Here is a 25,093-nt window from a genome sequence, read left to right as displayed (position 1 = left end):
GATCCCTTGGGGGAGAGGGAGCGACATGGGAGACGTCCAGGCCAAGGGTGAGCAGGCACGACACAGCGACACGATGCGCACGGCCGCACGGGTCGGGCTCGCAGCGTTCGGCCTGGTGCACCTGCTGATCGCGTGGCTCGCACTGCAGATCGCCTGGGGCCACGGCGGCAAGGCTGACAGCCAGGGCGCCCTGCAAGCTGTCGCCAAGGAGCCTTTCGGCGAGGTCCTGCTCTGGATCGTCGCCGCCGGACTGCTGGCACTGACCATCTGGCAGGTCATGACCGCGCTCTGGGGGCATCGCTCGGAGTCCGACGACAAGAGCCGCACCATGAAGCGCCTCGCCGCAGTCGGCCGGGCAGTCGTCTACGCCGCGATCGGGTTCTCGGCCGCCCGCACCGCATCGGGCTCCGGTTCCGGGGGCAAGAGCCAGGACCAGAAAGGGGAGGGGCTCACGGCGGACCTGCTCTCGGCCCCTGCGGGCCGGGTCCTCGTCGCCGCGATCGGGATCGGGATCCTGGTGGTCGCGGCTCGGCACGTGCACCGCGGGGTCACCGACAACTTCACCCACGACCTGGAGGCCGGCGCCACCAGCGGAGCCTCGGGCTCGACGATCCGGCTGTTGGGCCGCAGCGGGTACGTCGGCAAGGGCGCGGCGATCGGCATCGTCGGGGTGTTGTTCGCCTGGGCCGCGCTCTCCTACGACGCCGACAAGGCGGGCGGGCTCGACGACGCCCTCAAGACCGTGCGCGACCAGCCGTTCGGACCCTATCTGCTGAGTCTCGTCGCGCTCGGCCTGGCGGCATTCGGGCTGTTCTGCTTCGCGTGGGCGCGCTACGTCCGTACGCGCTGAGGCCGCCGCCAGCGGTTGCGGGCTCCCAGCCCCGATCAGAGGATGGTGGCCATGGATCTCTTCCGTACGAAGTCCGTGGAACGCTCGATCGAGGAGACCGACGAGCCCGAGCACACCCTCCGCAAGGAGCTCTCGGCGTGGGACCTGACGTTCTTCGGCGTCGGCGTGGTGATCGGCACGGGCATCTTCGTGCTCACCGGCCAGCAGGCACACCTCAACGCCGGGCCGGCGATCGTCATCTCGTTCATCGTCGCCGGGATCGCCTGCGGGCTCGCCGGGCTCTGCTACGCCGAGTTCGCCTCGACCGTGCCGGTGGCCGGCAGTGCGTACACCTTCTCGTACGCGACGCTGGGTGAGCTCATCGCCTGGATCATCGGCTGGGACCTCGTGCTCGAGCTCGCCCTGGGTGCGGCGGTGGTGGCCCGGGGCTGGTCGGCATACCTCCAGGACCTGTTCGACCTGCCGACCTGGCTCGCCGGCGACTCGGCGAAGCCGGACCTCGGCGCCATCGCGATCGTGCTGGGGCTGACCGTGATCGGTGTGCTCGGCACCAAGCTCTCCGGCCGGTTCACCGGCGTGCTGGTGATCATCAAGGTCGCCGTCGTGTCCTTCGTCGTGATCGCCGGGCTGTTCTTCATCAAATGGTCCAACTACAAGCCGTTCGTCCCGGACTCCGAGCCCGCTCCCGGCGGCAAGGGCGCCGACCAGACACTGCTGCAGGGCATCTTCGGTGTCGACCCGACGGCGTTCGGCGCGTACGGCATCGTCGCCGCGGCCTCGGTCGTGTTCTTCGCCTACATCGGCTTCGACATCGTGGCGACGTCGGCGGAGGAGACCAAGAACCCGCAGCGCGACGTCCCCCGTGGCATCCTCGGCTCGCTCGCGATCTGCACCGCGCTGTACGTCGCGGTGTCGTTCGTGGTCACCGGGATGCTGAAGTACAGCGACGACCGGATGAACACCGCGGCGCCGCTGGCCGAGGCGTTCGACGCCAACGGTGCGGGGTGGGCGTCCAAGATCATCTCGACCGGCGCGGTGGCCGGGCTCACGACCGTCGTCCTGGTCCTGATGCTCGGGCAGGCGCGGGTGCTGTTCGCGATGTCGCGCGACGGCCTGCTGCCGATCGGGCTGGCGAAGGTCCACCCGCGGTTCGGCACGCCGTACCGCATCACGATCCTGACCGGGGTGTTCGTCGCCGTCCTCGCCGGCGTCGTGCCGCTGTCGGAGCTGTCCAAGCTCGTGAGCATCGGGACGCTGTTCGCGTTCGTGCTCGTGTCGGCCGGTGTCGTCATCCTGCGCCGGACCCGTGGCGACCTGCATCGCCCCTTCCGCGTGCCGGCGGTCCCGTGGATCCCGGCGCTGTCGATCCTCGCCTGTGTCTGGCTGATGGTGAACCTGTCGATCGAGACGTGGGTCCGGTTCCTGGTGTGGCTCGCGATCGGGTTCGTCCTCTACTTCGCGTACGGCTACCGGAGCTCGCGCCTGGGTCGCGGCCTCAAGCAAGCGCCGGCCGAGGGGAACGCAGTACCCTCCGTCGAGTGAGCAACCCCACCGTCACCGAGGTCGCCGACGGCGTCCACTTCGTGCAGGGCAAGGCCGTCAACTGGACGCTGATCACCGACGGCGACGCGTTCACGCTCGTCGACGGCGGCTATCCGGGCGACCTCGACGCGGTGCTGTCGTCGATCGAGCAGATCGGCCGTACGCTCGACCAGCTCGCCGCCGTTCTCGTCACGCATGCGCACGTCGACCACATCGGCTCGCTGCCCAAGCTGCTCGACGGTCGCAACGTACCGGTGCTGACCTCTGCGACCGAGGCGCGGCATGCCCGGCGGGAGTTCCTCGAGCAGGCGACGCCCCTGCAGGTCGCCGCCGCCTCGTGGCGCCCGCGCGTGCTGGCCTGGTCGCTGCACGTCGTGGCGGCCGGCGGCATGACCAAGGCCGGGGTCCCGCAGGCCACGGCGTACGCCGGCGGTCCGCTCGACGTGCCGGGCCGGCCGGTGCCGATCGTGACGCCGGGGCACACCAGCGGCCACACCTGCTACCACGTGCCTGCCGCCGGCGTGTTGCTCACCGGCGACGCCCTGGTCACGGGGCACGCCACCGTCGGACGTACCGGACCGCAGGTGCTGGCCGGGATGTTCCACCACGACCCCGCCGAGAACCGTCGATCCCTTCGACGGCTCGGGTCGCTCAGCGGAGATGTCCTGCTGCCCGGGCACGGCGACGCGTGGCACGGCTCGTACGCCGACGCGGTCGACCAAGCTCTCGCCTAGGAGGCCGCGGTGACCCGCCGCCGCGCCGCATGGTGGCGGCCGCGGGGCACGATCATCGGCGTGCCGCTGACCGGGTCGGGCACGACTTCGCACTCCAGCCCGAACACCTCGGTGACGACCGCTGCGTCGATCACGTCGACCGGCGAGCCCTCGGCGAGGATCGCCCCCTGCTTCATCGCGATGATGTGGTCGGCGTAGCGGCAGGCCAGGTTGAGGTCGTGCAGCACGATGACGATCGTCTTGCCCGACTCGCGGTTGAGGTCCGTGAGCAGGTCGAGCAGCTCGACCTGGTGGTTGATGTCGAGGAACGTCGTCGGCTCGTCGAGCAGGAGCAGGTCGGTGTCCTGCGCGAGGGCCATGGCGACCCAGACCCGCTGGCGCTGACCGCCCGACAGCTCCGCGATGCTGCGGTGGGCGAGGTCGGCTGTGCCAGTGGCCTCGAGCGCCTCGGCGACGGCGCGCTCGTCCTCCGCGCTCCACTGACGGAACCAGCTCTGGTGCGGATAGCGGCCGCGACCGACGAGGTCGGCGACCGTGATGCCGTCGGGCGCGACGGGCGACTGTGGCAGCAGGCCGAGCACCTTGGCGACGTCGATGCTCCTGAGGTCCTGCACCGAGGTGCCGTCGAGCAGCACGTCGCCTCCGCGAGGTCTCAGCAGCCGGGCCAGGCCGCGCAGCAGCGTCGACTTGCCGCACGCGTTGGCGCCGACGATCACCGTGATCCGCCCGTCGGGGATCACGACGTCGAGGTCCCGCACGATGTCGGTCTCGGCATATCCGAGGGTGAGGTTCGTGGCACGCAGGTCGTGGATCATCCGCCGCGTCCTTCCCGGTTGACCGTGGCGAGCAGCCAGATCAGGTAGGGGGCACCGATGATGCCCGTGATGACACCGGTCGGGAGGGCGACCGGCACGAGGTGGTGCGCGACGAGGTCGGCGCCCAGCACGATGATGGAGCCGACGAGACCAGCCGCGACGATGCCGCCGCCGCTGTGCCCCACGATGCGATGCGCGATGGGTCCGGCGATGAGCGCGACGAACATGATGGGGCCGGCGACCGCGGTGGCGAAGCCGATCAGCACGATCGAGACCGCGATCAGGGCCAGCCTGCTGAGCTCGACGCGAGCACCGAGCGCCGTGGCGGTGTCGTCGCCGAGCTCGAGCACCCGCAAGGGTCGCTGCAGCACGAGTGCGGCGGGCACGAGGACGACCAGCGCGACGAGAAGCGTACGCAGCTCGGTCGACCCGGCCTGGCCGATCGTGCCGACCAGCCACGTCATGGCCTGCCTCGCTTCGTACAGCTCGGCGTGCGCCACGATGTAGCCGATGATCGAGAGCATGAACTCCGACAGGCCGATGCCGATCAGGATGAACCGGTAGCCCGAGATGCCGTCCCGCCACGCGAGCAGGTAGATGAGGATCGCGCTGATCAGCGCGCCGGCGAGGGCCGAGGCCGAGATCATCGTGCTGCCGGCGCCGAACAGGATGATCGCGGACACCGCGAACATGCTGGCGCCGGACGAGATGCCCACGAAGTCGGGCGAGGCCAAGGGATTGCCGAGCAGCTTCTGGAACAACAGGCCCGAGACGCCCAGAGCGAAGCCGACCGCGAGTCCCGCCGTCGCCATCGGCAACCGCAGGTCGCGCACGATGAAGTCGGCCGACGGATCGTTGCGCAGATGGAACACCGAGGTGATGACGTCCCATGCCGGCACGTAGTAGCTGCCGACCATCATCGTCAGGATGAACAGCGCGAACGCGACGAGCGCCAGTGCGCCGGTGACGGCGCCCGCGCGCGTACGGCGCGTACGCCGGTCCGCGACGACGACGTCGATCACAGCTCGGCCAGGTTCCGGTAGCGGACCAGGGCGATGAACGCAGGTGCTCCGAACACGCCGAGCACGACGCCGACCTGCAGCTCGCCGGGCGACACCGCGACCCTGCCCACGATGTCGGCGACGAGCAGCACGATGGGGGTCAGCACGAGGGCGTACGGAAGGATCCAGCGGTAGTCGGGACCGCAGATGAAGCGCGCGAGGTGCGGGACGACCAGCCCCACGAAGACGATCGGACCGCAGGCCGCCGTCGCCGCTCCGCAGAGCACCGCGACGGTCGCGAACATGACGAAGCGGGTCAGCCGCAGCCGCTGGCCGAGCGCCAGAGCCAGGTCCTCGCCGAGCGCCAGCCCGTTGAGCGCGCGACCCGTGAGCATCGCGATCACGAGCCCCACCAGGATGAACGGCGCGGTCTGCCAGAGCACCGGCATGTAGCGCCCCGCCAACGAGCCGACCTGCCAGAACCGCAGCTCGTTGAGCGCGTCGACGTTGGTCATGACGATCGCCGAGGTCAGCGACGACAGCACCGCCGTGACGGCGGCTCCCGCCAGGGCGAGCTTGACCGGCGTCGCACCCTCGCGGCCGAACGACGCCACGCCGTAGACCACCACGGTCGCCGTCCCGGCACCCGCGAAGGCCAGCCAGACGTAGCCGATGACGCCCTGCACGCCGAGGATCATGATGCCGAAGACGATGAACGCCGCGGCGCCGGCATTGATGCCCATGATCCCGGGATCGGCCAGCGGGTTGCGGGTCACGCCCTGCAGGATCGTGCCGCTGAGACCCAGGGCGGCGCCGGCCAGGACGCCGATGAGTGTCCTCGGCACCCGCATCTCGCGGATCACGGTCTCGGACGCCGAGCCGGGATCGAAGTCGGTGAACGCCTTCCAGATCGTCGGCACGCCCACACCTCGTGATCCCAGCGTGATGCTGAAGAAGCAGACGACCAGCAGCACGCCGAGCAGGAGGACGAGCCCGGCCGCGAGACCGGCTCCCGGACGATGCCGGGGAGCGGCCTCACGACTGGGCGTCGGCGTCTCGAGCAGCGTCATGCTCGGGTGTCGTCAGCCTTGGTGATCGCCGCCGTCAGCTGGGTCAGCTGCTCGGCGTACTCGCCGTAGGTGTGCATCCAGTAGGCGGGCCACGGTGCGTACGCCTTGGCGTTGGCCGCCTTGATGTTGTTCCACGTCGGCTGCTTCTCGCCCTGCTTCAGCGTCGAGGCGTACGCCCGGTCGTCGATCAGCAGCAGGTCGGGCTGGTACTTGTCGGCGTTCTCCCAGCTCAGGTTCTCCCAATAGGGGAAGCCCTTGTCCGGCTTGTCGGGGTTGATGACGTCGAGGCCCCAGCGCTGGAAGTCGAGGAGCTCGGGGGCGTACTTCGGGTTGGCGACGTAGAGCACGTCGTCGGAGGGCGAGACGGCCAGCACCGACAAGCCTGGCTTGGCCGCAACGGCCTTCTTGAACGCTGCCTTGGCGGTCTCGAACGCCTTCTTGTCCGCGGCGATCTTGGGATCGTCGACGTCGGCGCCCAAGGACGCGGCGAGCTTCTCGTAGCCCTGCGCGAGGGCCTCGATCGAGTCGCCTTGGGCGACCCCGACGATCGGGGCGAGGTCGGCGAGCTTCTTGCTCGACGCCTTGACTCCCGACTCGAGCCCGCTGTAGGCCTTCTCGGCCGGCCACCAGTCGGCGACGATGAGATCCGGCTTGAGCGCTGCGGCCTTCTCGACGTCGATCTCGCCCCAGGTCTCGCCGAGGATCGTGATGCCCGACAGGTCGAGGCCCTTGAGGTTGGGGTCGTCCTTGATCGTGGTGCTGGCGTAGATCCCGACGGGTTTGATGCCGAACGAGATCAGCGCCGCAGCCTCGGCACCGCTCGCGATGATCCGCTTGGGCGTCTGGTCGAGCTTGACGGTCTTGCCGTTGCCGGACACGAAGGACCAGGGCCCGCTGCCCTTGGCGCCGTCATCGGAGGATGCGCTGGTGCCGCACCCGGCGAGAGCGGTGGCGGCGAGCAGAGCGGCAATCGCTCCGCCCGCTGCACGACGTACGTAGGACACGGACCGGCCTTTCGTCAGGGGACTCAGTGCACCCTAACTTAGGCGAGGCTTACCTCTCTACGTGGCCCCTGTCACGCGACCGCGTCAGTCCTTGGACCGCTGCTTGAACGCCCGCAGCGCCAGCGGAGCGAAGATCGCCGTGAGCACGATCGGCCACAGCACCGAGACGAGCACCGCGTGCTGCAACGGCCACGCGGCGTCCGACGGCGCCGCCGGAGCGTTGCCCCAGAGCTCACGGCACGCCTGCGTCAGGCCCGACACCGGGTTCCACTCCGCCACGAAACGCAGCCAGGACGGCATGTCCTGGGTCGGCGCGAACGTGTTGGCCACGAAGGTCAACGGGAACATCACGGTGAACATGAACCCCTGCACCGCCTCGACCGTGCGCATCAGCGAGCCGACCCAGATGCCGAGCCAGATCATCGCGAAGCCGAAGAGCAGCAGCAGCACGAACGCGAGGATGCCGTCGACGAACCCCTCGCGGATGCGCCAGCCGATCAGGAGCCCGGTCACGCCCATCACGGCGATGCCGATGCTGGAGTGGATCAGGCTCGACATGCTGCGGCCCACGAGAACCGACGAGCGTGAGATCGGCAGCGACTTGAGCCGGTCGACGATGCCCTTCTGCAGGTCGTTGGTCAGGCCCATGGCGACGACCGCGGACGAGAAGACCATGGTCTGGACCATGATGCCGGGGAGCAGGAACTCCTTGTAGGGAATCGGACCAGGGGGGTTGATCGAGCCACCGAAGACGTACGCGAACAGCAGCACGAACATGACGGACTGGACCGTGACGTCCATCAGCATCTCGGGCATCCGCTTGATGTGGATCAGGTTGCGCCACACGACCGTGGCCGAGGCACGCAGCATCGAGGGCGGGCTGATGGGCGGGCGGGTGTTGGACGTCATCGTGGTCATGACAGCACCTCCTCTTCTTCGAACTGGGCCTCGAGGTCGTCGACCTCTTCAGCCTTGTGGCCGGTGAGGTGCAGGAACACGTCATCGAGACTGGGGCGCTTGAGTCCCAGGTCGTCGACCGGGATCTCGCTCTCCTCGAACACGTGGGCCATGCGGGTCATGTCGCTGAGCCCCGACGCCTTGGCGGTGATGCGACGCGAGGTCTCGTCGACGTGGACCTCCGCGGAGACCGTGCGGGTCAGGGCGGCGGCGCGCTCGAGGTCGTCGGCGTGGGTCACCGTGACCACGACGCTCGCGGCGCCTGCCTGGTCCTTGAGCTGGGTCGGGGTGCCCGAGGCGATGACCTTGCCCTTGTCGATCACGACGATGTCGTCAGCCAGGTGATCGGCCTCTTCGAGGTATTGGGTCGTGAGCAGCAATGTCGTGCCGTCGCGGACCAGTCCGCGGAGGACCTCCCACAGCTCGGTGCGGCTGCGTGGATCGAGCCCGGTCGTGGGCTCGTCGAGGAACAGCACCGGCGGGGCGGCGATCAGGCTGACCGCCAGGTCGAGGCGCCGGCGCATGCCGCCCGAGTAGGTCTTGGCCGTGCGGTCGGCCGCCTCGGTCAGCGAGAACCGCTCGAGCAGCTCGTCGGAGGTCGTGGCGACGTACTTCTTGGGCAGGCCGTAGAGCCGGCCGATCAGCTTGAGGTTCTCGCGGGCCGTCAACAGCTCGTCGACCGTGGCCGCCTGGCCCGTGAGACCCATGCTGCGACGCACGGCGTCGGGCTCCTTGAGGATGTCGTGACCCGCCACCCGTCCGGTGCCGCTGGTCGGGACGCTCAGTGTCGTGAGCATGCGGACCGTCGTCGTCTTGCCGGCGCCGTTGGGGCCGAGCAGGCCGAGGACCGTGCCCTCGGGCACGACGAAGCTCACGCCGTCGACGGCGGTGTTGTCGCCGAAGCGCTTGACGAGGTCGATGGCTTCCACGGCCAGGGGGCGGCTCATGATGATCTTCTTTCTCGAGCGAATCTCTTCCTAAAAGGAATACCAGAGACTACTGACAGAAACGTCAGCGTGTCACCTCCGGTTGCACCGGGAAACGGAAAGACCCGCGGATGAACTCCGCGGGCCTTTCGCATCGGGTCGGGTCAGCCGGTGAACGAGCTCACCCAGCTCTGCACGCCTTGGATGTCGACGCGTTGGTAACCGTCGAGATAGCGGCAGTTGTCGGTGTAGCCATAGCTCGTGACGCCCACGATCAGGCCGTGGTGGAAGACCGGACCGCCGGAGTCACCGAAGCACGTACCGCCACCGGCACGCGGGTCGTGCTCGTTGCCGTTGCCCTGCAGGATCTGCGACGTGAGCTTCTGTCCGATGACCGACGTCTGGCGGCGGATGATCGGGTAGCTCATCGGGGTGGGCTTCTGCGGACCCGACTCGGCCTGGCGCACCTCGGTGCCGTAGCCGACCACGTCGAACGCGGTCTTGTTGAGCACCTTGGGAACGAAGCGGTTGAGGTAGTCCTGCGGAGCGAGCGTCGCCGGCGCGATGTCGACGGGCTGGTCGAGCACGACGACGCCGACGTCGTTCCAGTTCTTCATGTCGGTGAAGTCGGAGTAGTCCGGGTGCGCGTACGCGGTGCCGGAGAGCTCGCCCATCGCAGCGATCTCCGCTGCGGTGTAGCCGATCGCCGGGTCGGCCGCCAGCGGGTACGGGTTCGGCGGCGTCTCCGCGATGACCGAGTCGAAGTCGACCAGGACCTTGCCGACGTCGCCGTCGGTGCAGTGGGCCGCGGTGATGAGCACCGTCGGACTGATCAGGGTCGCGGTGCAGCGGAAGCGGCCGGTCGCGTCGTAGAACAGGATGAGCGCGACGTTGGGGTGGTCATTGCCGTCCGGCTCGCCTCCCGTGATCGCGGTGGCCGGGCCGGCGGACGTGACGCCGACCAGAACCGTGGCGGCGAGCGCCGCCAGGGCAGTACGGATTCGGAACATCATGTTGCCTTTCCCCTCGAATTCCGCACCCAATGAGCGGTGGCGTCAGGCTATCCGCAGACCGACTGTCTCGCACCACCTCGGACGCACGAAAGCCCCGGCCAGGTGACCGGGGCTTTCGTGGACGTCAGGGCCTAGGCGAACTTCTCGCCGTTCTTGGCCTTGTCGAGCAACAGGGCCGGGGGCTCGAACCGCTCGCCGTACTTCGCGGCGAGCTCCTGCGCACGCTCGGTGAACGCCTCGACGCCGATGCGGCCGTCGGGCGCCTCGTAGCCGTTGATGTACTGCAGCGCGCCACCCAGCACGGGCGGGAAGCCGATGCCGAAGATCGAGCCGATGTTGGCGTCGGCGACCGTACGCAGCACACCCTCCTCGAGGCAGCGCACCGTGTCGAGCGACATGACGAACACCAGGCGGTCCTTGAGGTCCTGGAAGTCCGGCTGCTCCGCCGCGACCGGGAAGTGCTCGGCCAGGCCGGGCCACAGGCCGGTGCGCTTGCCGTTGTCGTCGTAGTCGAAGAAGCCCTTGCCCACGAGCTTGCTGGTGCGGCCGAGCTCGATCATCGTGTCGATGACGTCCTCGGAGCCCGTGCGGACCCACGTGCCGCCCTCGTCCTCGACCGCCTTCTGCGACGCGACGCGGATCTTCTTCATCAGCTCGAGGTTGAGCTCGTCGCTGATCTGTATGGGGCCGGTCGGGAAGCCCGACTGCGTGGCGGCGCGGTCGATCGAGACCGGGTTGACGCCTTCGGCGAGCATGCCGAGGCCCTCGTTGATGTAGTGCCCGATGACGCGGCTCGTGAAGAACCCGCGGCTGTCGTTGACGACGATCGGGGTCTTCTTGATCGCCTGGACGTAGTCGAGGGCGTTCGCGATCGTCTTGTCGTTGGTCTTGGCGCCGGCGATGATCTCGACGAGCGGCATCTTGTCGACCGGCGAGAAGAAGTGGATGCCGATGAAGTCCTCGGGGCGCGTGACGCCTTCGGCGAGGCCGGTGATCGGCAGCGTCGAGGTGTTGGAGCCGAGGAGCGCGTCGGCGTCGACGACCGGCTCGAGCTCGGCGAACACCGAGTGCTTGAGCTCGACCGACTCGAACACGGCCTCGACGACCAGGTCGCAGCCCTTGAGGTCGGCGTAGTCCGCGGTGGGCGTGATGAGCGCGAGGAAGGCGTCCTTCTTCTCCTGCGTGATGCGGCCCTTCTCGAGCTGCTTGTCGAGGAGCTTCTCGCTGTAGGACTTGCCCTTCTCGGCAGCCTCGAGGCTGACGTCCTTGAGGACGACCTCGATGCCGGCCTTGGCCGAGACGTACGCGATGCCGGCGCCCATCATGCCGGCGCCGAGCACGGCGACCTTGGTGAACTTCCGCGGCTCGACGCCCGCCGGACGGGAGCCGCCGGCGTTGATCGCGTTGAGGTCGAAGAAGAACGCCTGCGTCATGTTCTTGAACTGCTGGCCGATCAGGAGCTCGACGAGGTAGCGCGACTCGATGCGCGACGCGGTGTCGAAGTCGACCTGCGCACCCTCGATCGCGGCACTCATGATGTTGCGCGGCGCCTTGTAGGCCGCGCCCTTGATCTGCTTGCGCAGGGTCGCCGGGAACGCCGGCAGGAACGCGGCGAGCTTGGGGCTCGACGGCACGCCACCGGGCATGCGGTAGCCCTTGCGGTCCCAGGGCTGCGTCGCAGCCTCCTCGTTGCCGGCGTTGGCCTCGATCCACGCCGTGGCGGCCGGGATCAGCTCGTCCTGCGTCGCGACGACCTCGTCGATCAGGCCCTTGTCCTTGGCCTGCGCCGGCTTCAGGCGCGGGCCCTGGAGCAGGACGCCCATGAGCGCGTCCTGGATGCCGAACATGCGGACCGTACGCGTGACACCGCCGCCGCCGGGCAGCAGGCCGAGCGTGACCTCCGGGAGGCCGAGCTCGTAGCGGCCGTCGACCGCGATGCGGTGGTGCGTCGCGAGCGTGATCTCGAGGCCGCCACCGAGGGCGGCGCCGTTGATCGCCGCGACGACGGGCTTGCCGATCGTCTCGAGCTTGCGGAGCGTGGCCTTGATGCTCTCGACGTGGTCGAACAGCTGCTGCGCGTCCTCCGGCTTGGCCTGCGTCATGAGCTTGAGGTCGCCGCCGGCGAAGAAGGTCTTCTTGGCCGATGAGACGATCGCGCCCTTGACCTGCTCGGGATCGGCCGCGATGTCGGCGGCGAGCCGGTCGACGGCCGCGGCCATCGAGTCGGCGTACGCCTGGTTCATCGTGTTGGCGCTCTGGCTCGGGTCGTCGAGGATCAGGTGCGCGATCCCGTCGACGAGCTCGTAGCGGACTGCTTCAGTGGTGCTGGTCATGTGTGGGTCCTAGTCCGTTTCAGATGCGTTCGACGATGGTGGCGATGCCCATGCCGCCGCCGACGCAGAGCGTGGCGAGGCCGTAGCGCAGGTCGCGGCGCTCGAGCTCGTCGATGAGGGTGCCGAGGATCATGGCGCCGGTCGCGCCGAGGGGGTGGCCCATCGCGATCGAGCCGCCGTTGACGTTGGTGCGCTCGTGCGGGAAGTCGAGGTCCTTCATCAGGCGCATCGCGACCGCGGCGAAGGCCTCGTTGATCTCGAGCAGGTCGATGTCGTCGACCGTGAGACCGGCCTTGTCGAGCGCCTTGCGGCACGCCGGGGCGGGGCCGGTGAGCATGATCGTCGGGTCGGCGCCGGAGACGGCCGCCGACACGATGCGGGCCCGCGGCGTCAGGCCGTGGCGCTGGCCGGCCGCTTCGCTGCCGATCGCGACGAGTGCGGCGCCGTCGACGATGCCCGACGAGTTGCCGGCGTGGTGGACGTGGTTGATGCGCTCGATGCCGTGGTACTTCTCCAGCGCGACGGAGTCGAAGCCGCCCATGTCGCCGATGCCGGCGAACGATGCGGGCAGGCCGGCGAGGCTCTCGGCCGTCGTGCCCTCACGGACGAACTCGTCGTGGTCGAGGATCGTCAGGCCGTTGGGGTCCTTGACCGGGATGACGGACTTGGCGAAGTAGCCGTTGGCGATCGCCTTGGCGGCGCGCGCCTGCGACTCGGCGGCGAAGGTGTCGACATCCGTGCGGCTGTAGCCCTCGATCGTCGCGATGAGGTCGGCGCCGATGCCCTGGGGCACGAAGTCGGTGTCGAACGCGGTGCGCGGGTCCATGGCCCAGGCGCCACCGTCGGAGCCCATGGGCACGCGGCTCATCGACTCGACACCACCGGCGAGGATCAGGTCCTCCCAGCCGGAGCGGATGCGACCCGCGGCCTGGTTGACCGCCTCGAGACCCGAGGCGCAGAAGCGGTTGAGCTGCACGCCCGCGACGGTGTCGGGCAGTCCGGCGTTGAGCGCCGCGGTCTTGGCGATGTCTCCGCCCTGGTCGCCGACGGGCGACACGACGCCGAGCACGACGTCGTCGACGCCGTTGGGGTCAAGGGACGGGTTGCGCTTCTGGATCTCCTCGATCAGACCCGTGATCAGCGAGATCGGCTTGACCTCGTGCAGTGATCCGGTCTTCTTGCCGCGCCCTCGCGGGGTACGGATGGCGTCGTAGACGTAGGCCTCGGTCATAACTGGGTCCTCGCAGAATTCAGGTGAAAGACGTGTCGGCAGAAGCGACAACCTCGATTGTGACACCAGCACTGTCAAAGTTCCAGACGCGCTTCTGTGGGCCGCGTCACGTGCGGCCGAGGTGGCATAGTCTCTGCACCATGACCGCTGCACCCGCCGAGACGATGAGTGTCGAGCAGCTCGCGTCGCGCGTCGGCATGTCGGTGCGCACCGTACGTTTCTACGCCGGCCGCGGCCTGATCCCGCCGCCGCGGCGTGAGGGGCGCAACGGCTACTACGGCCCCGACCACCTCGCCCGGCTCGAGCTCGTCCGCGAGCTGCAGGCCCATGGCTTCACCCTCTCGGCGATCGAGGGCTACCTCGAGAACATCCCGGCCGGCGCGACACCCGAGCAGGTCGCGCTGCACCGCACACTGCTCGCTCCGTGGATGGCCGACCGTCCCGAGGAGCTCGGCCGCGAGGCGCTCGAGCTGCGGGCCGGCCGCGAGCTCGACGACCACGCCCTCGAGATGCTGATCGCCCTCGGCGTGCTCGAGCCGACCCCGACCGAGGACGTCTTCCGGGTCGCCCCGGCTCACCTCGCGGTCGGCATCCAGTTCATCGAGACCGACATGCCGATCGAGGTCGCCCACGCCTCGCGCCGCATCTTCGACGCCGCCGGCAAGGCCGTGGCCGAGGAGATCACCGAGGTGTTCCGCACGCTCTGGTGGCCGCAGCTGCGGTCCTCAGGACGTACGGCCGAGGACATCACGGCGCTCGTCGAACGCTTCAAGCCGCTGACGATCCAGGCGCTCGTCACGGCGTACGAGACGGCGGTCGACGAGGCCAAGCGCGAGACGATCCGCAGGCGCACCGAAGGCAGCTGAGCCTTCCCGCTCGCTAGAGCCCCATCGTGCGGCCGATGATCTCCTTCATGATCTCGGTCGTGCCGCCGTAGATCGTCTGGATCCGGCTGTCCGTGTACGCCTTGGAGATCGGGTACTCGGTCATGTAGCCGTAGCCGCCGTGCAGCTGCAGGCACTTGGCCGCGGCCCTGTTCTGCAGCTCGGTCGTCCACCACTTGCCCATCGCGGCTTCCTCGATCGTCAGCTCACCCTTGCCGAGCGCGACGATGCTCTTGTCGACGAACGCCTGGCCGATCTGCATCTCGGTCTCGAGCTCGGCGAGCACGAAGCGCGAGTTCTGGAACGAGCCGATCGGCTTGCCGAACGCCTTGCGCTCCTTGACGTAGTCCAGCGTCATGTCGAGGATCGCGCGTGTCGCGGCCATCGCGCCGACCGAGATCGCGAGGCGCTCCTGCGGCAGCTTCTCCATCAGGTAGATGAAGCCCTTGCCCTCCTCGCCCAACAGGTTGGTGACGGGCACCCGCACGTTGTCGAAGAACAGCTCGGCGGTGTCCTGTGCCTTGAGCCCCATCTTGTCGAGGTTGCGACCACGTTCGAAGCCCTGCATGCCGCGCTCGAGGACGATCAGCGAGACGCCCATCGCCCCGGCCTCGGGATCGGTCTTGACCGCGACGATCACGAGGTCAGACAGGATGCCGTTGGAGATGAAGGTCTTGGCGCCGTTGACGACGTAGTGGTCGCCGTCGCGGACCGCGGTGGTCTGGATGTTCTGCAGGTCCGAGCCGGTGCCCGGCTCGGTCATCGCGATCGCGGTGATCGTCTCGCCGGTGCAGAATCTCGGCAGCCAGCGCTGCTTCTGCTCCTCGGTCGCGTACGACAGCAGGTAGCCCGACACCAGGTCGGTGTGCAGCACGAAGCCGACACCGCTCGCGCCGATGCGGATCATCTCCTCGTCGAGCACGGTGTTGAAGCGGAAGTCGTTCATGCCGCCACCGCCGTACTCCTCGGGCATCATGAAGCCCAGCAGGCCCAGCTCGCCGGCCTTGGTCCAGAGCTCGCGCGGGACGATGCCGTCCTTCTCCCACTGGTCGTGGTGCGGCGCGATCTCCTTCTCGCAGAACGTGCGGACCGTGTCGCGGAACGCGTCGTGGTCGGCCTCGAAGATCTCTCGCTTCATGTCTTCCTCTGTCTCAGTCGGCTTGTACGGCGACGCCGTCGGCGATCAGCCGGTCGACGTCGGTGATGCCCCAGGCGGCGAGCGCCTCGGCGGTGTTGGCCCCCGGCTTGGCCGGCGGAGTGGTCAGGGTCGTGGGCGTCCCGGAGAACCGCGGCGCCGGAGCGGGCTGTGTCACGCCGCCCTCGTCGACGTACGTCCTGCGGGCGGCGTTGTGCGGGTGCTGCGCCGCCTCGTGCATCGGGATGACCGGGGCGACGCATGCGTCGGTGCCGTCGAAGAGCCCGGTCCACTCCGCCTGCGTCTTGGCCGCGAACGTCTCGGCGAGGACCTTGCGCAGCTCGGGCCACTGGCCCAGGTCGTTGCGGTCGGGCGGGTCGTCGAGCCCGAGGATCTCGATGAGCACCTCGTAGAACCGCGGCTCCAGGGCACCCACCGACATCCATCGTCCGTCTGCGGTCTCGTAGACGTCGTAGTAGGGCGCGCCGGTGTCGAGCAGGTTGGTGCCGCGCTCGGTCGTCCAGAGGCCCGCCGCCTGCATCGACAGCTGCATCGCCAGCAGGTGGGCGGCGCCATCGGTGATCGCAGCGTCGACGACCTGCCCCTCACCAGTCGTACGCGCGTGGGTCAGCGCGGCGAGCACGCCGGTGACGAGGTACATCGACCCCCCGGCGAAGTCGCCGAGCAGGTTGAGCGGGATCTGCGGAGGTCCGCCGGCGCGGCCGATCGGGTCGAGCGCGCCGGCGACGGAGATGTAGTTGACGTCGTGGCCGGCCGTCTGCGACAGCGGCCCGTCCTGGCCCCAGCCGGTGATGCGCCCGTAGACCAGCCGGGGATTGCGGGCGTGGCACGCCTCCGGGCCGATCCCGAGGCGCTCGGTCACGCCGGGCCGGAATCCTTCGATCAGGATGTCGGCCTGCTCGACGAGGTCCAGCACGACCTCGATGGCCCGCGGGTCCTTGAGGTTGAGCGCGACCGAGGGCCGGCCGCGGCTGAGCACGTCCTGCGCGGTCGGCACCACGAGACCGGCGCCACCGGGCCGGTCGATGCGGATGACGTCGGCGCCGAGGTCGGCGAGCAGCATGCCGGCGAACGGTCCGGGACCGATGCCGACGAGCTCGACGACGCGTACGCCCTGAAGCGGTCCGGAACGAGTGGTGGTCACGCCGCCGATTGTGACAGTGACACTGTCACGGTTGCAAGTGACCCCCGTTACATACCGGAGGTATGGGTATGTGTCATCATCGATGTCACGTTCGTGAAAGGACTGCTGCATGACGACTCGTCTCGCGTACACCCGCAAGGGCACCGGTGAACCCCTCCTGCTGATCCACGGCATCGGGCACCGGCGACAGGCCTGGGACCCGGTGCTCGACCGGCTCGCTGAGTCGTACGACGTCATCGCGATCGACCTCGCCGGGTTCGGTGAGTCCGAGCCCTATCCGGCCGGCACCGCGTACACCATGGACAACGCCTGCCGCATCATCGGTGAGAACCTCGACGAGTGGGGCGTCTCCGAGCCGCACGTCGTCGGCAACTCGCTCGGCGGCGCGATCGCGCTCGAGATGGGCGCGCGCGGCATGGCCCGCTCGGTCACCGCGCTGAGCCCTGCTGGGTTCTTCCGGAACGTCGGCGATCGCCTGGTCGCCCTGTTCGCCCTGATCCTGCTCAAGCTCTCGTCCTACCTGCCGCTCGCGGTCGTCCGACCCGTGCTGCGCAATGCGGCGGCTCGTCGCCTGATCGGTCGTACGCTCTACGTCAACGGCGACCGGATCCCACCCGCAGACTTCGTCGGCGACGCTCTCGCGCTGCGCAACGGGTCGGCGTTCTTCCCGACGTTCAGGGCCGGTTTCACCTACCGGTTCACGAGCCACGTGGACGTGCCGACGACGATCGCCTGGGCCACTCGTGACCAGGTGCTGGTCTACGGCCAGTCGGGTCTCGCCCAGGAGGTGCTGCCGGACGCCCGCCACGTCGCACTGCCGCACTGCGGTCACGTCCCGATGATCGACGATCCGGAGCTGGTCGTGCGCGTCATCGACACCACGATCGCCGAGGCCTCCGAGGCGGAGGAGCAGGCCGCCTAGCTCCCACTCACTGGTCGGGCATACGAGCAGGGCGCTGGGCGTTCTTCACGGTGTGGAGATCTTTGACTCGGTGGTGATCGGCGGCGGGCAGGCCGGCCTGTCGTCGTCGTACCACCTCACGAAGCGCGGGATCTCGCACGTGCTGCTGGACTCCAACGCGAGCCCCGGTGGCGCGTGGCAGCACCGGTGGGACGCACTCACGATGAGCGACGTGCACCGCGTGTCCGACCTGCCGGACGACCCGATCCCCGATGCCGCCGACACCGAACGGGCCAACACGTTCGTGCCGGCCTACTTCGCGGACTATGAGCGTACGCATCAGCTGCCGGTGATCCGCCCGGTCCAGGTGCGCTCCGTGAGCGACGTCGACGGGCTGCTGCGGATCGAGGCTGAGCGGGGCACATGGCTCAGCCGTACGCTCGTCAACGCCACCGGCACCTGGACGCGCCCCTTCATCCCGTACTACCCCGGCGCCGAGACGTTCGCCGGCGAGCAGCTGCACACGGTCGACTACCCAGGGCCCGAGCACTTCCGCGGCAGGCGCGTCGTGGTCGTCGGCGGCGGCGCCTCGGCGGTCCAGTTCCTCGGCGCGCTTCGACCGCTCACGGAGACCCTGTGGGTGACCCGGCGCGAACCCGTGTGGCGCAACGACGAGTTCACTCCCGAGATCGGTCGCGAGGTCGTGGCGCGGGTGGAGGAGCGCGTACGCCAAGGACTGCCCCCGCGCAGCGTCGTCAGCGTGACCGGGTTGATGCTGCGTCCCCAGGAGCGCGAGGCCGAGCGGCTCGGAGCGTACGAGCGGCGGCCGATGTTCAGCCGGATCGAGCCCGACGGCGTGCGCTGGGCCGACGGCACGTTCGAACCCGCGGACGTCATCCTCTGGGCGACCGGCTTCCGCCCGGCGATCGAGCACCTCGGGCCGCTGCACCTGCGCAGCCCCCGCGGCGGCATCCAGCTCGACGGCACGACAGCGGTCGCCGATCCCCGCGTGCAGATGGTCGGCTACGGCCCGTCGGCGAGCACGATCGGTGCCAACCGTGCGGGCCGGACCGCGGCGCGCGGCGTCGCGACCTGGCTCGCGTCAGAAGCGGTCGGCGAGCTGGCCTGACACGGGCTGCCACTCACGCACGGTGCGCTCCTCGACCAGTCCTTCGAGCATGAACGGGTCGTTGGCGGAGAGCTCGAGCGCTCCGGCCTCGTCATCCGCGACGAAGATCAGCAGCGCACCGCCGCGCTCACCGCCGACGTACGGGCCGGAGACCGCGAGGCGTCCCTGCTGGGTCAGCTGCTGCAGGTAGTCGCGATGCGTCGGCCGTACCTCGTCGCGGCGGGCGTCGTCGTCGGTGTAGCGGTAGATCGTCGCGAAGTAGGCCATGAGCCAAGCGTACGCACGCCGATCGCGGCGGCACCCGCGAGTCGACGGCGTACGGCCGCGTCAGGAAGCGCCGAGCTTGGCCAGGTCGACGACCTCGTCCGAGGAGGGCGCCTTGGCCTCGTCGACCTTGTCGTACGTGAAGTCGAGCGTGCCCTTGCCGTCGTCGGTCGTGACGAGGCTGATCGGCTTGCCGTCCGACTTGTCGAGGTAGAGCGTGCCTTCCTTGTCCTTGAGCGCGATGCAGTCGACGCCGTTGACCTTCTTCTCCTTGCCCTTCGTGACCTTGCTGTCGGCCTCGAGCAGCCCGTCGAAGAACTTGTCCTTCGACACGAAGTCGCCGAGCTCGGCGAAGCTCTGGTTGGCCGGATCGATCAGGACCCACTTGTCGCCGATCAGGTTCATGACCTCGGCCGGTGCGCCGCTGGACTCGAAGAACGCCTTGTCGGCCTTGAAGTACGTCTTGGCGTCGGCCTTGAGCAGCTGGAGCTCCATGCCGCTGACCTTGACCGAGCCGTCTGCGGTCTTGTTGGCGAACGCGAGGTCGACCTCGATCTCCTGGCCGGCCTCCTTGTCGCTGCCCTTGCCCTTGACGGTGACGAAGTCCTGGTCGGCGAGCTGCTTCTTGGCGGTCGTCAGGAGCTTGCTCGCGGACTGGTCGGCGACCCCGTCGTCACTGCCCGAGCCGCAGCCGACCAGGACGAAGGCGGATGCGACCAGGAGAGCAAGAGTGCGTACGCGGTGGTTCATGGGTCATCTCCTGGGACACCGGCGCCCCCTGCTGGTCACCGGCTCTCGAATGGTCACAGCCTCTCGTGAATCACCCGGCCACGCCACTTGATCCTGGTCTCACCAGGGCGTGGACGAGGCTGATGCCGACCGCGACCACCGCTGCGCCGAGCGGCACCAGGAGCGCGGCCCGGTAGTCCTCCAACGTGTACGTCCCGCCGTCCGAGACTGCGACGAGGACGGCCGAGACCAGGGCGAGCCCGAGCGCGCCGCCGATCTGGAAGGACGTGTAGAGCAGACCACCGGCGAGGCCGTGCTCTGACTCCTCGACGCCGTCCGTCGCTCCGATCGCGAGCGTGCCGTAGGCGAGCGTGAAGGCGATGCCCATCGCGACGAGGCTCGGGAGCATCGCGACGTAGGACCAGTCGGCGGTCATCGGCAGGAACAGCGCGAAGGCCAGGAGCTGTGCGCCCACACCAGCCGCGAGGACCGCGGCATGCCCGAACCGGGTCACCAACCAGGGGGTGATCGTCGGCGCCAGGATGCCGTCGATCGCCATGATGACGAGCGTCAGGCTCGTCTCGAGCGTCGACCACCCGCGCAGCTCCTGCAGATAGAGCACCACGACGAACTGGAAGCTGAAGAACGCGCCCATGAACAGCAGGCCCACGGCGTTGATCCGCACGACCGTCCCGGTTCGCAGGATGCCGAGTCGTACGAGTGGCTCCGCCGTCCGGCGCTCGATCGCCACGAACCCGGCGAGCGCGGCCGCTGCTGCGAGACCCGTGGCCACCGTCGTGAGCAGGGGGCTGTGCGACGCCCGCTCGAGGGTGTGGACGAACAGGAGCAGACCGGTGGCCAGCGCGGCTGCACCAGCCAGGTCGAGCTCACGGACCCGACGACGTGCCGCGACGGGGTCCACCGGGATCAAGCGGACGGCGGCTGCCAGGATCGCCGACGACATGATGACCGGCGCGAAGAAGACCCAGCGCCAGTCGGCCAAGGTCAGGAACCCACCCATCACGAGTCCGAGGCTGAACCCGGCCGCGCCCGCCGCGCCGTAGACCAGCAGCGCCTTCTGGCGGGCGGCGCCCTCGGCGTACGTGGTCGTGATGATCGACAGTCCTGCGGGCGTCATGAACGCAGCGGCCACGCCGGTGACGAAGCGCGCGACGACGAGCATCCAGGACTCGGTGGCCAGACCGCCGATGCCGGAGAAGACCACGAACACCGCGAGCGAGAGCAGGAACATCCGGCGGCGGCCGAGCAGGTCGGCGGCGCGACCACCGAGGAGGAGGAAGCCGCCGTAGCCCAGCACGTACGCACTCATGACCCACTGCAGCCCGCCTGCGGAGAGGTCGAACTCGGCGCCGATCGAGGGCAGGGCCACGGCGAGCATCGCGATGTCGGCGCCCTCGAGGAACAGCGCGCCGCTCAGGACGAGCAACAGGCCGATGCCTCGCGCATCGAGGCGCTTGACCTCCGGTGCCGGCGGCTGGGTTGACGTGGTCATGACATCCCCTTCGTGGTTACCTCTTGTAACTGACCCCATCTTGCGTGACCATGGGGAACTATGGAAGAAGGCACTTCAACGTCACCCGGTTCCTGCGACGTAACCGGGGAGACCGATGCATTCCAGTGGGACACCCGCGAGGGCTGCGAGGTCAGGCAGATCCTCGACCGTATCGCCGACAAGTGGTCGCTGATGGTGATCTCACTGCTCGGTCATCGGACGCTGCGGTTCACCGAGCTCAAGCGGGAGATCGACGGGGTCAGCCAACGCATGCTGACCGTCACCTTGCGCCACCTCGAGCGCGACGGGCTGATCGAGCGAACCGTCCACCCCGTCGTCCCGCCGCGGGTCGACTACGCGTTGACCGATCTCGGCTGCGGGCTGATCGAGACGATCCAGTCGCTCGTGCGGTGGACCGAGGGCAACCAGGAGGCGATCATCCGGGCCCGCATGGCATTCGACCAGCGGCAGGACGAGTCCCTCCCGGCCTGATACGCATCCTGTTGCATTGCAACTCGTTGCATAGTACGGTCTCCGGCATGGCGCTCGAGCACGCGATCCTGGTGTCCCTCGCGGAGAAGTCCGCGTCGGGCTATGACCTCGCCCGGCGGTTCGACGCGTCGATCGGGCACTTCTGGAAGGCGAGCCACCAGCAGATCTACAAGGTGCTCGGCCGCATGGAGTCCGACAAGTGGGTCGAGGCCCACCTCGTCGAGCAGTCGGGGCGGCCGGACAAGAAGGTCTATGCCATCACCGGTGAGGGCCGCGACGAGCTCATGCGCTGGTCGTCGACGCCGACCCCGATCGAGGCCTACCGCAGCGAATTCGCGGTCAAGCTGCGCGGACTGAACTTCGGCGATCGCGACGCGGTCCTGTCAGACGTACGCACCCGGCGCGCGGCACACGTGACACAGCTGGCGTACTACGAGGCCAGCGCCGCCAAGCACTATCCCGATCCGTCGACGGTCGCCGACGACGAGCTCGGCGCCTATCTCGTGCTGCGCGGCGGCTTCATCCAGGAGCAGAGCGGCATCGCCTGGTGCGACGAGATCCTTCAGGCCTTCGGGGCGGCCGAGCGATGAGCGCGTACGCCGACCAGCAGCACGCCGAGCCCGATCACGATCGCCGTCGTGATCAGCACGGCATGCACCCAGAAGAACGCGGTCGGGGCGCTGTGCCAGTGCTCGCCGTCCCACGCCCGGTCGTCGTCGACGATCGCCTTGGCGAACCGCGGCCAGATCACGACGTTGAACACGCCCGCGGCGATGAGGAACCGGGCTGCCAGCTTGGAGATCACCTCGCCATCCCATCACAGGAGTCCTGATGCACCAGTTCCGCGCTGCCGTCGAGGCGGGTGACTTCGCCGCGCTCGGCGACCTGCTTGCCGACGACGTCGTGTTCCGCAGCCCCGTCGCCTTCAAGCCGTACGAGGGCCGGCCGATCGTCGCGGCGATCCTGCGCGGGGTCGGCCGGGTGTTCACCGAGTTCCGGTACGTCCGGGAGCTCGCCGATGACGATGGCCGCGGTTCCGCGCTGGTCTTCGAGACCGTCGTCGACGGCGTCAGCGTCAACGGGATCGACCTCATCCGTACCAACGACAGCGGCTTGATCAGTGAGCTCACCGTGATGGTGCGCCCACTCTCAGCCGCCAACGCCCTCGCCACCGCGATGGGCGCACAGTTCGACCAGATCGTCGCCGAGGCCTCAGGAGCCAGCTCATGACCAGTCCCTATCCGCACCTGCTCGAGCCGCTCGACCTCGGCCACACGACCCTGCGCAACCGCGTGATCATGGGCTCGATGCACACCGGCATGGAGGACCGCGCCAAGCACCTCCCGGAGCTCGCGGCCTACTTCGCCGAACGCGCCAAGGGCGGCGTCGCGCTGTCGGTCACCGGCGGCTACGCACCCAACTGGCACGGCTGGCTGTCGCCGGTCGGCTCCCTGATGACGTCGAAGAAGCTGGCCGACAAGCACCGGATCGTCACCGACGCGGTGCACGAGCACGACGGCAAGATCGTGATGCAGCTGCTGCACGCGGGCCGCTACGGCTATCACCCGTTCAAGCGCGCTGCGTCGAGCAAGCCGTCGCCGATCACGCCTTTCGGCAAGCCCAGGGCCATGTCGACCAAGGAGGTCGACCAGACGATCACGGACTTCGCCAACTCGGCCAGGCTCGCCCGACGAGCCGGGTACGACGGTGTCGAGATCATGGGGTCCGAGGGCTACCTGATCAACCAGTTCCTGACGGCGCGGACCAACGACCGTACGGACCGGTGGGGCGGCAGCGCCGAGCACCGCATGCGTTTCCCCGTCGAGATCGTCGAGCGCGTACGTGAGGCGGTCGGCGAGGACTTCATCGTCATGTACCGCATGTCGCTGCTCGACCTCGTCGACGACGCCCAGAGCTGGGAGGAGACCGTCGCGCTGGCCAAGAAGGTCGAGGCGGCCGGCGTCTCGATCATCAACACCGGCATCGGCTGGCACGAGGCCCGCATCCCCACGATCGTCACGTCGGTGCCGCGAGGCGCCTTCTCGTGGGTCACCGGCAAGCTGCGGCCCGAGGTCTCGGTGCCGGTCGTGGCCTCCAACCGGATCAACACCCCCGAGATCGCCGAGGAGATCATCGCCTCCGGGCAGGCCGACCTCGTGTCGATGGCGCGGCCGCTGCTGTCCGACCCGTACTTCGTCGCCAAGGCTGCGGAGAACCGCGCTGACGAGATCAACACGTGCATCGCGTGCAACCAGGCGTGCCTCGACCACACGTTCAAGAACAAGCGCGCGAGCTGCATGATCAACCCGCGCGCCGGTCACGAGACCTCGCTCGTGCTGTCCCCCACACGTACGTCCAAGCGCATCGCCGTCGTCGGTGCGGGCCCGGCCGGCCTGGCTGCGGCGACCGAGCTGTCGGGCCGTGGTCACACGGTCGAGCTGTTCGAGGCCCTGCCCGAGGTCGGCGGCCAGTTCCGGCTCGCGATGCAGATCCCCGGCAAGGAGGAGTTCAAGGAGACGATCCGCTACTACTCGCGGCGTCTCGAGCTCGGTGGGGTCAAGGTCCACCTCGGCACCCGGGCCACGGTCGACGAGCTGGCGAGCTTCGACGAGGTCGTCGTGGCCACCGGCGTCGAGCCGCGCATCCCGTCGATCCCGGGGGTCGACCATCCCAAGGTCGTCAACTACCAGGACGTGATCCGCAACAAGGCTCCCGTCGGCCGTCGGGTCGCCGTGATGGGCGCCGGCGGCATCGGGTTCGACGTGTCAGAGTTCCTGCTGCACGATCCCGACGAGTCGCTCGAGCACTGGATGGCGCGCTGGGGCGTCACGGATCCCGAGGTCGAGCGCGGCGGGCTGGCCACCAAGCTCAAGGCGCCGCCGCGGCGCGAGGTCGTGCTGCTGCAGCGCAAGACCAGCGAGCTCGGCAAGGGGCTCGGCAAGACGACGGGCTGGGTGCACCGGCAGACGCTCAAGGACTCCGCCGTCGAGATGGTCAAGGGCGTCACGTACGACCGGGTCGACGACGACGGCCTGCACATCACCGTGGCGACCGGCAAGGACACCTCGGAGTCACGGGTCCTCGACGTCGACACGATCGTCCTGTGCACGGGGCAGGAGTCCGTACGCGATCTCATCGAGCCGCTCGAGGCGCTCGGCAAGCCGGTGCACGTGATCGGCGGCGCCGACGTCGCCGCCGAGCTCGACGCCAAGCGCGCCATCAAGCAGGCCACGGAGCTTGCCGCGAGGTTGTGACGCACTGGCGGTTTACCAAGAGGTCACGGCAAACTTTCACGCCCCCGTCAGGCCTCGAGGCAAACCGCCACACCTCAGGGCGCGCGCGCCGTGCGGAGTGGCACTCTGCCCTGACCTCTTGGTAAACCACACCGTCGACTGACGCCAAAAC

The 25,093-nt window shown here is 68.8% G+C and carries 25 protein-coding genes; 10 read left to right on the top strand and 15 right to left on the bottom strand.

Going from position 1 to position 25,093, the window contains the following annotated elements; genetic code table 11:
• Positions 1-25 precede the first annotated feature (25 nt).
• The 3 genes from ASC61_RS07485 to ASC61_RS07475 are packed head-to-tail and all read left to right on the top strand — an operon-like array spanning position 26 to position 3,126.
• Entirely contained in the window at positions 26-850 is an 825-nt protein-coding gene (locus tag ASC61_RS07485) for a DUF1206 domain-containing protein (RefSeq protein WP_056210701.1), read from the top strand.
• Positions 851-901: 51 nt separating this feature from the next.
• A complete protein-coding gene (locus tag ASC61_RS07480) occupies positions 902-2,392 on the top strand; it encodes an amino acid permease (RefSeq protein WP_082530524.1) in 1,491 nt (496 codons plus the stop codon).
• Complete coding sequence (locus tag ASC61_RS07475; protein WP_056210699.1) at positions 2,389-3,126, top strand: MBL fold metallo-hydrolase; 738 nt, start codon at positions 2,389-2,391, stop codon at positions 3,124-3,126. Before ASC61_RS07480 ends, ASC61_RS07475 begins: the two co-directional genes overlap by 4 nt.
• Here the strand turns inward: ASC61_RS07475 and ASC61_RS07470 are convergent.
• From ASC61_RS07470 to ASC61_RS07430, 9 genes are all read right to left on the bottom strand, one after another.
• Positions 3,123-3,941 (bottom strand): ABC transporter ATP-binding protein, encoded by an 819-nt coding sequence (locus ASC61_RS07470; RefSeq protein ID WP_056210698.1) that lies wholly within the window; start codon positions 3,939-3,941, stop codon positions 3,123-3,125. The two genes, ASC61_RS07475 and ASC61_RS07470, sit on opposite strands and share 4 nt — an antisense overlap.
• Positions 3,938-4,963 carry a FecCD family ABC transporter permease gene (locus ASC61_RS07465; protein WP_056210697.1) on the bottom strand — a complete coding sequence of 342 codons (1,026 nt, stop codon included), beginning with the start codon at positions 4,961-4,963 and terminating at the stop codon, positions 3,938-3,940. The genes ASC61_RS07470 and ASC61_RS07465 overlap by 4 nt, the downstream gene beginning before the upstream one ends.
• Positions 4,960-6,012, bottom strand: coding sequence for a FecCD family ABC transporter permease (locus ASC61_RS07460; protein ID WP_056210696.1), 1,053 nt, complete (start codon positions 6,010-6,012; stop codon positions 4,960-4,962). Before ASC61_RS07460 ends, ASC61_RS07465 begins: the two co-directional genes overlap by 4 nt.
• On the bottom strand, positions 6,009-7,016 hold the full coding sequence (locus ASC61_RS07455; RefSeq protein ID WP_056210695.1) for an ABC transporter substrate-binding protein: 1,008 nt from the start codon (positions 7,014-7,016) through the stop codon (positions 6,009-6,011). The genes ASC61_RS07460 and ASC61_RS07455 overlap by 4 nt, the downstream gene beginning before the upstream one ends.
• 84 nt (positions 7,017-7,100) lie before the next feature.
• Positions 7,101-7,934 carry an ABC transporter permease gene (locus ASC61_RS07450; protein ID WP_056210694.1) on the bottom strand — a complete coding sequence of 278 codons (834 nt, stop codon included), beginning with the start codon at positions 7,932-7,934 and terminating at the stop codon, positions 7,101-7,103.
• Complete coding sequence (locus tag ASC61_RS07445) at positions 7,931-8,920, bottom strand: ATP-binding cassette domain-containing protein (RefSeq protein WP_056210693.1); 990 nt, start codon at positions 8,918-8,920, stop codon at positions 7,931-7,933. Before ASC61_RS07445 ends, ASC61_RS07450 begins: the two co-directional genes overlap by 4 nt.
• Before the next feature lie 143 nt (positions 8,921-9,063).
• The gene (locus ASC61_RS07440; RefSeq protein WP_082530522.1) at positions 9,064-9,912 is read right to left on the bottom strand and encodes a S1 family peptidase; all 849 of its coding nucleotides are present in this window, start codon (positions 9,910-9,912) and stop codon (positions 9,064-9,066) included.
• A gap of 131 nt (positions 9,913-10,043) precedes the next feature.
• A complete protein-coding gene (locus tag ASC61_RS07435) occupies positions 10,044-12,245 on the bottom strand; it encodes a 3-hydroxyacyl-CoA dehydrogenase NAD-binding domain-containing protein (protein WP_056210692.1) in 2,202 nt (733 codons plus the stop codon).
• Between the two features lie 19 nt (positions 12,246-12,264).
• On the bottom strand, positions 12,265-13,476 hold the full coding sequence (locus ASC61_RS07430; protein WP_056210691.1) for an acetyl-CoA C-acetyltransferase: 1,212 nt from the start codon (positions 13,474-13,476) through the stop codon (positions 12,265-12,267).
• Between the two features lie 140 nt (positions 13,477-13,616).
• Here ASC61_RS07430 and ASC61_RS07425 point away from each other — a divergent pair, with 140 nt between their 5' ends.
• The gene (locus ASC61_RS07425; RefSeq protein WP_056210690.1) at positions 13,617-14,342 is read left to right on the top strand and encodes a MerR family transcriptional regulator; all 726 of its coding nucleotides are present in this window, start codon (positions 13,617-13,619) and stop codon (positions 14,340-14,342) included.
• A gap of 13 nt (positions 14,343-14,355) precedes the next feature.
• Here the strand turns inward: ASC61_RS07425 and ASC61_RS07420 are convergent, their stop codons facing one another.
• Together ASC61_RS07420 and ASC61_RS07415 are read right to left on the bottom strand one after the other, a co-directional pair.
• Positions 14,356-15,498: an acyl-CoA dehydrogenase family protein gene (locus ASC61_RS07420; protein ID WP_056210689.1), complete on the bottom strand. Its 1,143-nt coding sequence runs from the start codon at positions 15,496-15,498 to the stop codon at positions 14,356-14,358.
• A 13-nt stretch (positions 15,499-15,511) separates the two neighbouring features.
• On the bottom strand, positions 15,512-16,660 hold the full coding sequence (locus tag ASC61_RS07415; RefSeq protein WP_056210688.1) for a CaiB/BaiF CoA transferase family protein: 1,149 nt from the start codon (positions 16,658-16,660) through the stop codon (positions 15,512-15,514).
• Positions 16,661-16,769: 109 nt separating this feature from the next.
• Between ASC61_RS07415 and ASC61_RS07410 the strand changes: the two genes are divergently transcribed.
• Positions 16,770-17,582: an alpha/beta fold hydrolase gene (locus ASC61_RS07410; RefSeq protein ID WP_056210687.1), complete on the top strand. Its 813-nt coding sequence runs from the start codon at positions 16,770-16,772 to the stop codon at positions 17,580-17,582.
• A 52-nt stretch (positions 17,583-17,634) separates the two neighbouring features.
• Positions 17,635-18,690 (top strand): NAD(P)-binding domain-containing protein, encoded by a 1,056-nt coding sequence (locus ASC61_RS07405; protein ID WP_056210686.1) that lies wholly within the window; start codon positions 17,635-17,637, stop codon positions 18,688-18,690.
• Here ASC61_RS07405 and ASC61_RS07400 read toward each other — a convergent pair.
• The 3 genes from ASC61_RS07400 to ASC61_RS07390 all read right to left on the bottom strand — a co-directional run bounded on the left by ASC61_RS07400 (position 18,664) and on the right by ASC61_RS07390 (position 21,196).
• The gene (locus tag ASC61_RS07400) at positions 18,664-18,957 is read right to left on the bottom strand and encodes a YciI family protein (RefSeq protein WP_056210685.1); all 294 of its coding nucleotides are present in this window, start codon (positions 18,955-18,957) and stop codon (positions 18,664-18,666) included. The two genes, ASC61_RS07405 and ASC61_RS07400, sit on opposite strands and share 27 nt — an antisense overlap.
• A 60-nt stretch (positions 18,958-19,017) precedes the next feature.
• Entirely contained in the window at positions 19,018-19,704 is a 687-nt protein-coding gene (locus ASC61_RS07395; protein ID WP_056210684.1) for a hypothetical protein, read from the bottom strand.
• A 70-nt stretch (positions 19,705-19,774) separates the two neighbouring features.
• Complete coding sequence (locus ASC61_RS07390; RefSeq protein ID WP_056210683.1) at positions 19,775-21,196, bottom strand: MFS transporter; 1,422 nt, start codon at positions 21,194-21,196, stop codon at positions 19,775-19,777.
• A gap of 60 nt (positions 21,197-21,256) precedes the next feature.
• Between ASC61_RS07390 and ASC61_RS07385 the strand changes: the two genes are divergently transcribed.
• Positions 21,257-21,688, top strand: a complete 432-nt coding sequence (locus ASC61_RS07385; RefSeq protein WP_056210682.1) for a winged helix-turn-helix transcriptional regulator — start codon at positions 21,257-21,259, stop codon at positions 21,686-21,688.
• Between the two features lie 47 nt (positions 21,689-21,735).
• On the top strand, positions 21,736-22,278 hold the full coding sequence (locus ASC61_RS07380; protein ID WP_056210681.1) for a PadR family transcriptional regulator: 543 nt from the start codon (positions 21,736-21,738) through the stop codon (positions 22,276-22,278).
• On the opposite strand, the gene ASC61_RS07375 is transcribed toward ASC61_RS07380, so the two are convergent.
• Positions 22,251-22,493 (bottom strand): SCO4848 family membrane protein, encoded by a 243-nt coding sequence (locus ASC61_RS07375; protein ID WP_056210680.1) that lies wholly within the window; start codon positions 22,491-22,493, stop codon positions 22,251-22,253. The two genes, ASC61_RS07380 and ASC61_RS07375, sit on opposite strands and share 28 nt — an antisense overlap.
• A gap of 26 nt (positions 22,494-22,519) precedes the next feature.
• On the opposite strand from ASC61_RS07375, the gene ASC61_RS07370 reads away from it, so the two are divergent.
• Complete coding sequence (locus ASC61_RS07370) at positions 22,520-22,918, top strand: nuclear transport factor 2 family protein (RefSeq protein ID WP_056210679.1); 399 nt, start codon at positions 22,520-22,522, stop codon at positions 22,916-22,918.
• Complete coding sequence (locus tag ASC61_RS07365) at positions 22,915-24,942, top strand: NADPH-dependent 2,4-dienoyl-CoA reductase (RefSeq protein WP_056210678.1); 2,028 nt, start codon at positions 22,915-22,917, stop codon at positions 24,940-24,942. Before ASC61_RS07370 ends, ASC61_RS07365 begins: the two co-directional genes overlap by 4 nt.
• The last annotated feature ends 151 nt before the right edge of the window (positions 24,943-25,093 follow it).

The organism is Aeromicrobium sp. Root344 (assembly GCF_001425755.1).
Taxonomy (GTDB): Bacteria; Actinomycetota; Actinomycetes; order Propionibacteriales; family Nocardioidaceae; genus Aeromicrobium.
Note: the sequence above shows the minus strand (reverse complement) of the source record. Positions and strands in the feature narration are given on the sequence as shown.

Excerpts from the sequence above, each read along its gene's own strand:
- ASC61_RS07485 (WP_056210701.1), top strand. The coding sequence starts at position 26 with ATGGGAGACGTCCAGGCCAAGGGTGAGCAGGCACGACACAGCGACACG.
- ASC61_RS07480 (WP_082530524.1), top strand. The coding sequence starts at position 902 with ATGGATCTCTTCCGTACGAAGTCCGTGGAACGCTCGATCGAGGAGACC.
- ASC61_RS07470 (WP_056210698.1), bottom strand. The coding sequence starts at position 3,941 with ATGATCCACGACCTGCGTGCCACGAACCTCACCCTCGGATATGCCGAG.
- ASC61_RS07460 (WP_056210696.1), bottom strand. The coding sequence starts at position 6,012 with ATGACGCTGCTCGAGACGCCGACGCCCAGTCGTGAGGCCGCTCCCCGG.
- ASC61_RS07450 (WP_056210694.1), bottom strand. The coding sequence starts at position 7,934 with ATGACCACGATGACGTCCAACACCCGCCCGCCCATCAGCCCGCCCTCG.
- ASC61_RS07445 (WP_056210693.1), bottom strand. The coding sequence starts at position 8,920 with ATGAGCCGCCCCCTGGCCGTGGAAGCCATCGACCTCGTCAAGCGCTTC.
- ASC61_RS07440 (WP_082530522.1), bottom strand. The coding sequence starts at position 9,912 with ATGATGTTCCGAATCCGTACTGCCCTGGCGGCGCTCGCCGCCACGGTT.
- ASC61_RS07435 (WP_056210692.1), bottom strand. The coding sequence starts at position 12,245 with ATGACCAGCACCACTGAAGCAGTCCGCTACGAGCTCGTCGACGGGATC.
- ASC61_RS07430 (WP_056210691.1), bottom strand. The coding sequence starts at position 13,476 with ATGACCGAGGCCTACGTCTACGACGCCATCCGTACCCCGCGAGGGCGC.
- ASC61_RS07425 (WP_056210690.1), top strand. The coding sequence starts at position 13,617 with ATGACCGCTGCACCCGCCGAGACGATGAGTGTCGAGCAGCTCGCGTCG.
- ASC61_RS07420 (WP_056210689.1), bottom strand. The coding sequence starts at position 15,498 with ATGAAGCGAGAGATCTTCGAGGCCGACCACGACGCGTTCCGCGACACG.
- ASC61_RS07410 (WP_056210687.1), top strand. The coding sequence starts at position 16,770 with ATGACGACTCGTCTCGCGTACACCCGCAAGGGCACCGGTGAACCCCTC.
- ASC61_RS07400 (WP_056210685.1), bottom strand. The coding sequence starts at position 18,957 with ATGGCCTACTTCGCGACGATCTACCGCTACACCGACGACGACGCCCGC.
- ASC61_RS07395 (WP_056210684.1), bottom strand. The coding sequence starts at position 19,704 with ATGAACCACCGCGTACGCACTCTTGCTCTCCTGGTCGCATCCGCCTTC.
- ASC61_RS07390 (WP_056210683.1), bottom strand. The coding sequence starts at position 21,196 with ATGACCACGTCAACCCAGCCGCCGGCACCGGAGGTCAAGCGCCTCGAT.
- ASC61_RS07385 (WP_056210682.1), top strand. The coding sequence starts at position 21,257 with ATGGAAGAAGGCACTTCAACGTCACCCGGTTCCTGCGACGTAACCGGG.
- ASC61_RS07380 (WP_056210681.1), top strand. The coding sequence starts at position 21,736 with ATGGCGCTCGAGCACGCGATCCTGGTGTCCCTCGCGGAGAAGTCCGCG.
- ASC61_RS07370 (WP_056210679.1), top strand. The coding sequence starts at position 22,520 with ATGCACCAGTTCCGCGCTGCCGTCGAGGCGGGTGACTTCGCCGCGCTC.
- ASC61_RS07365 (WP_056210678.1), top strand. The coding sequence starts at position 22,915 with ATGACCAGTCCCTATCCGCACCTGCTCGAGCCGCTCGACCTCGGCCAC.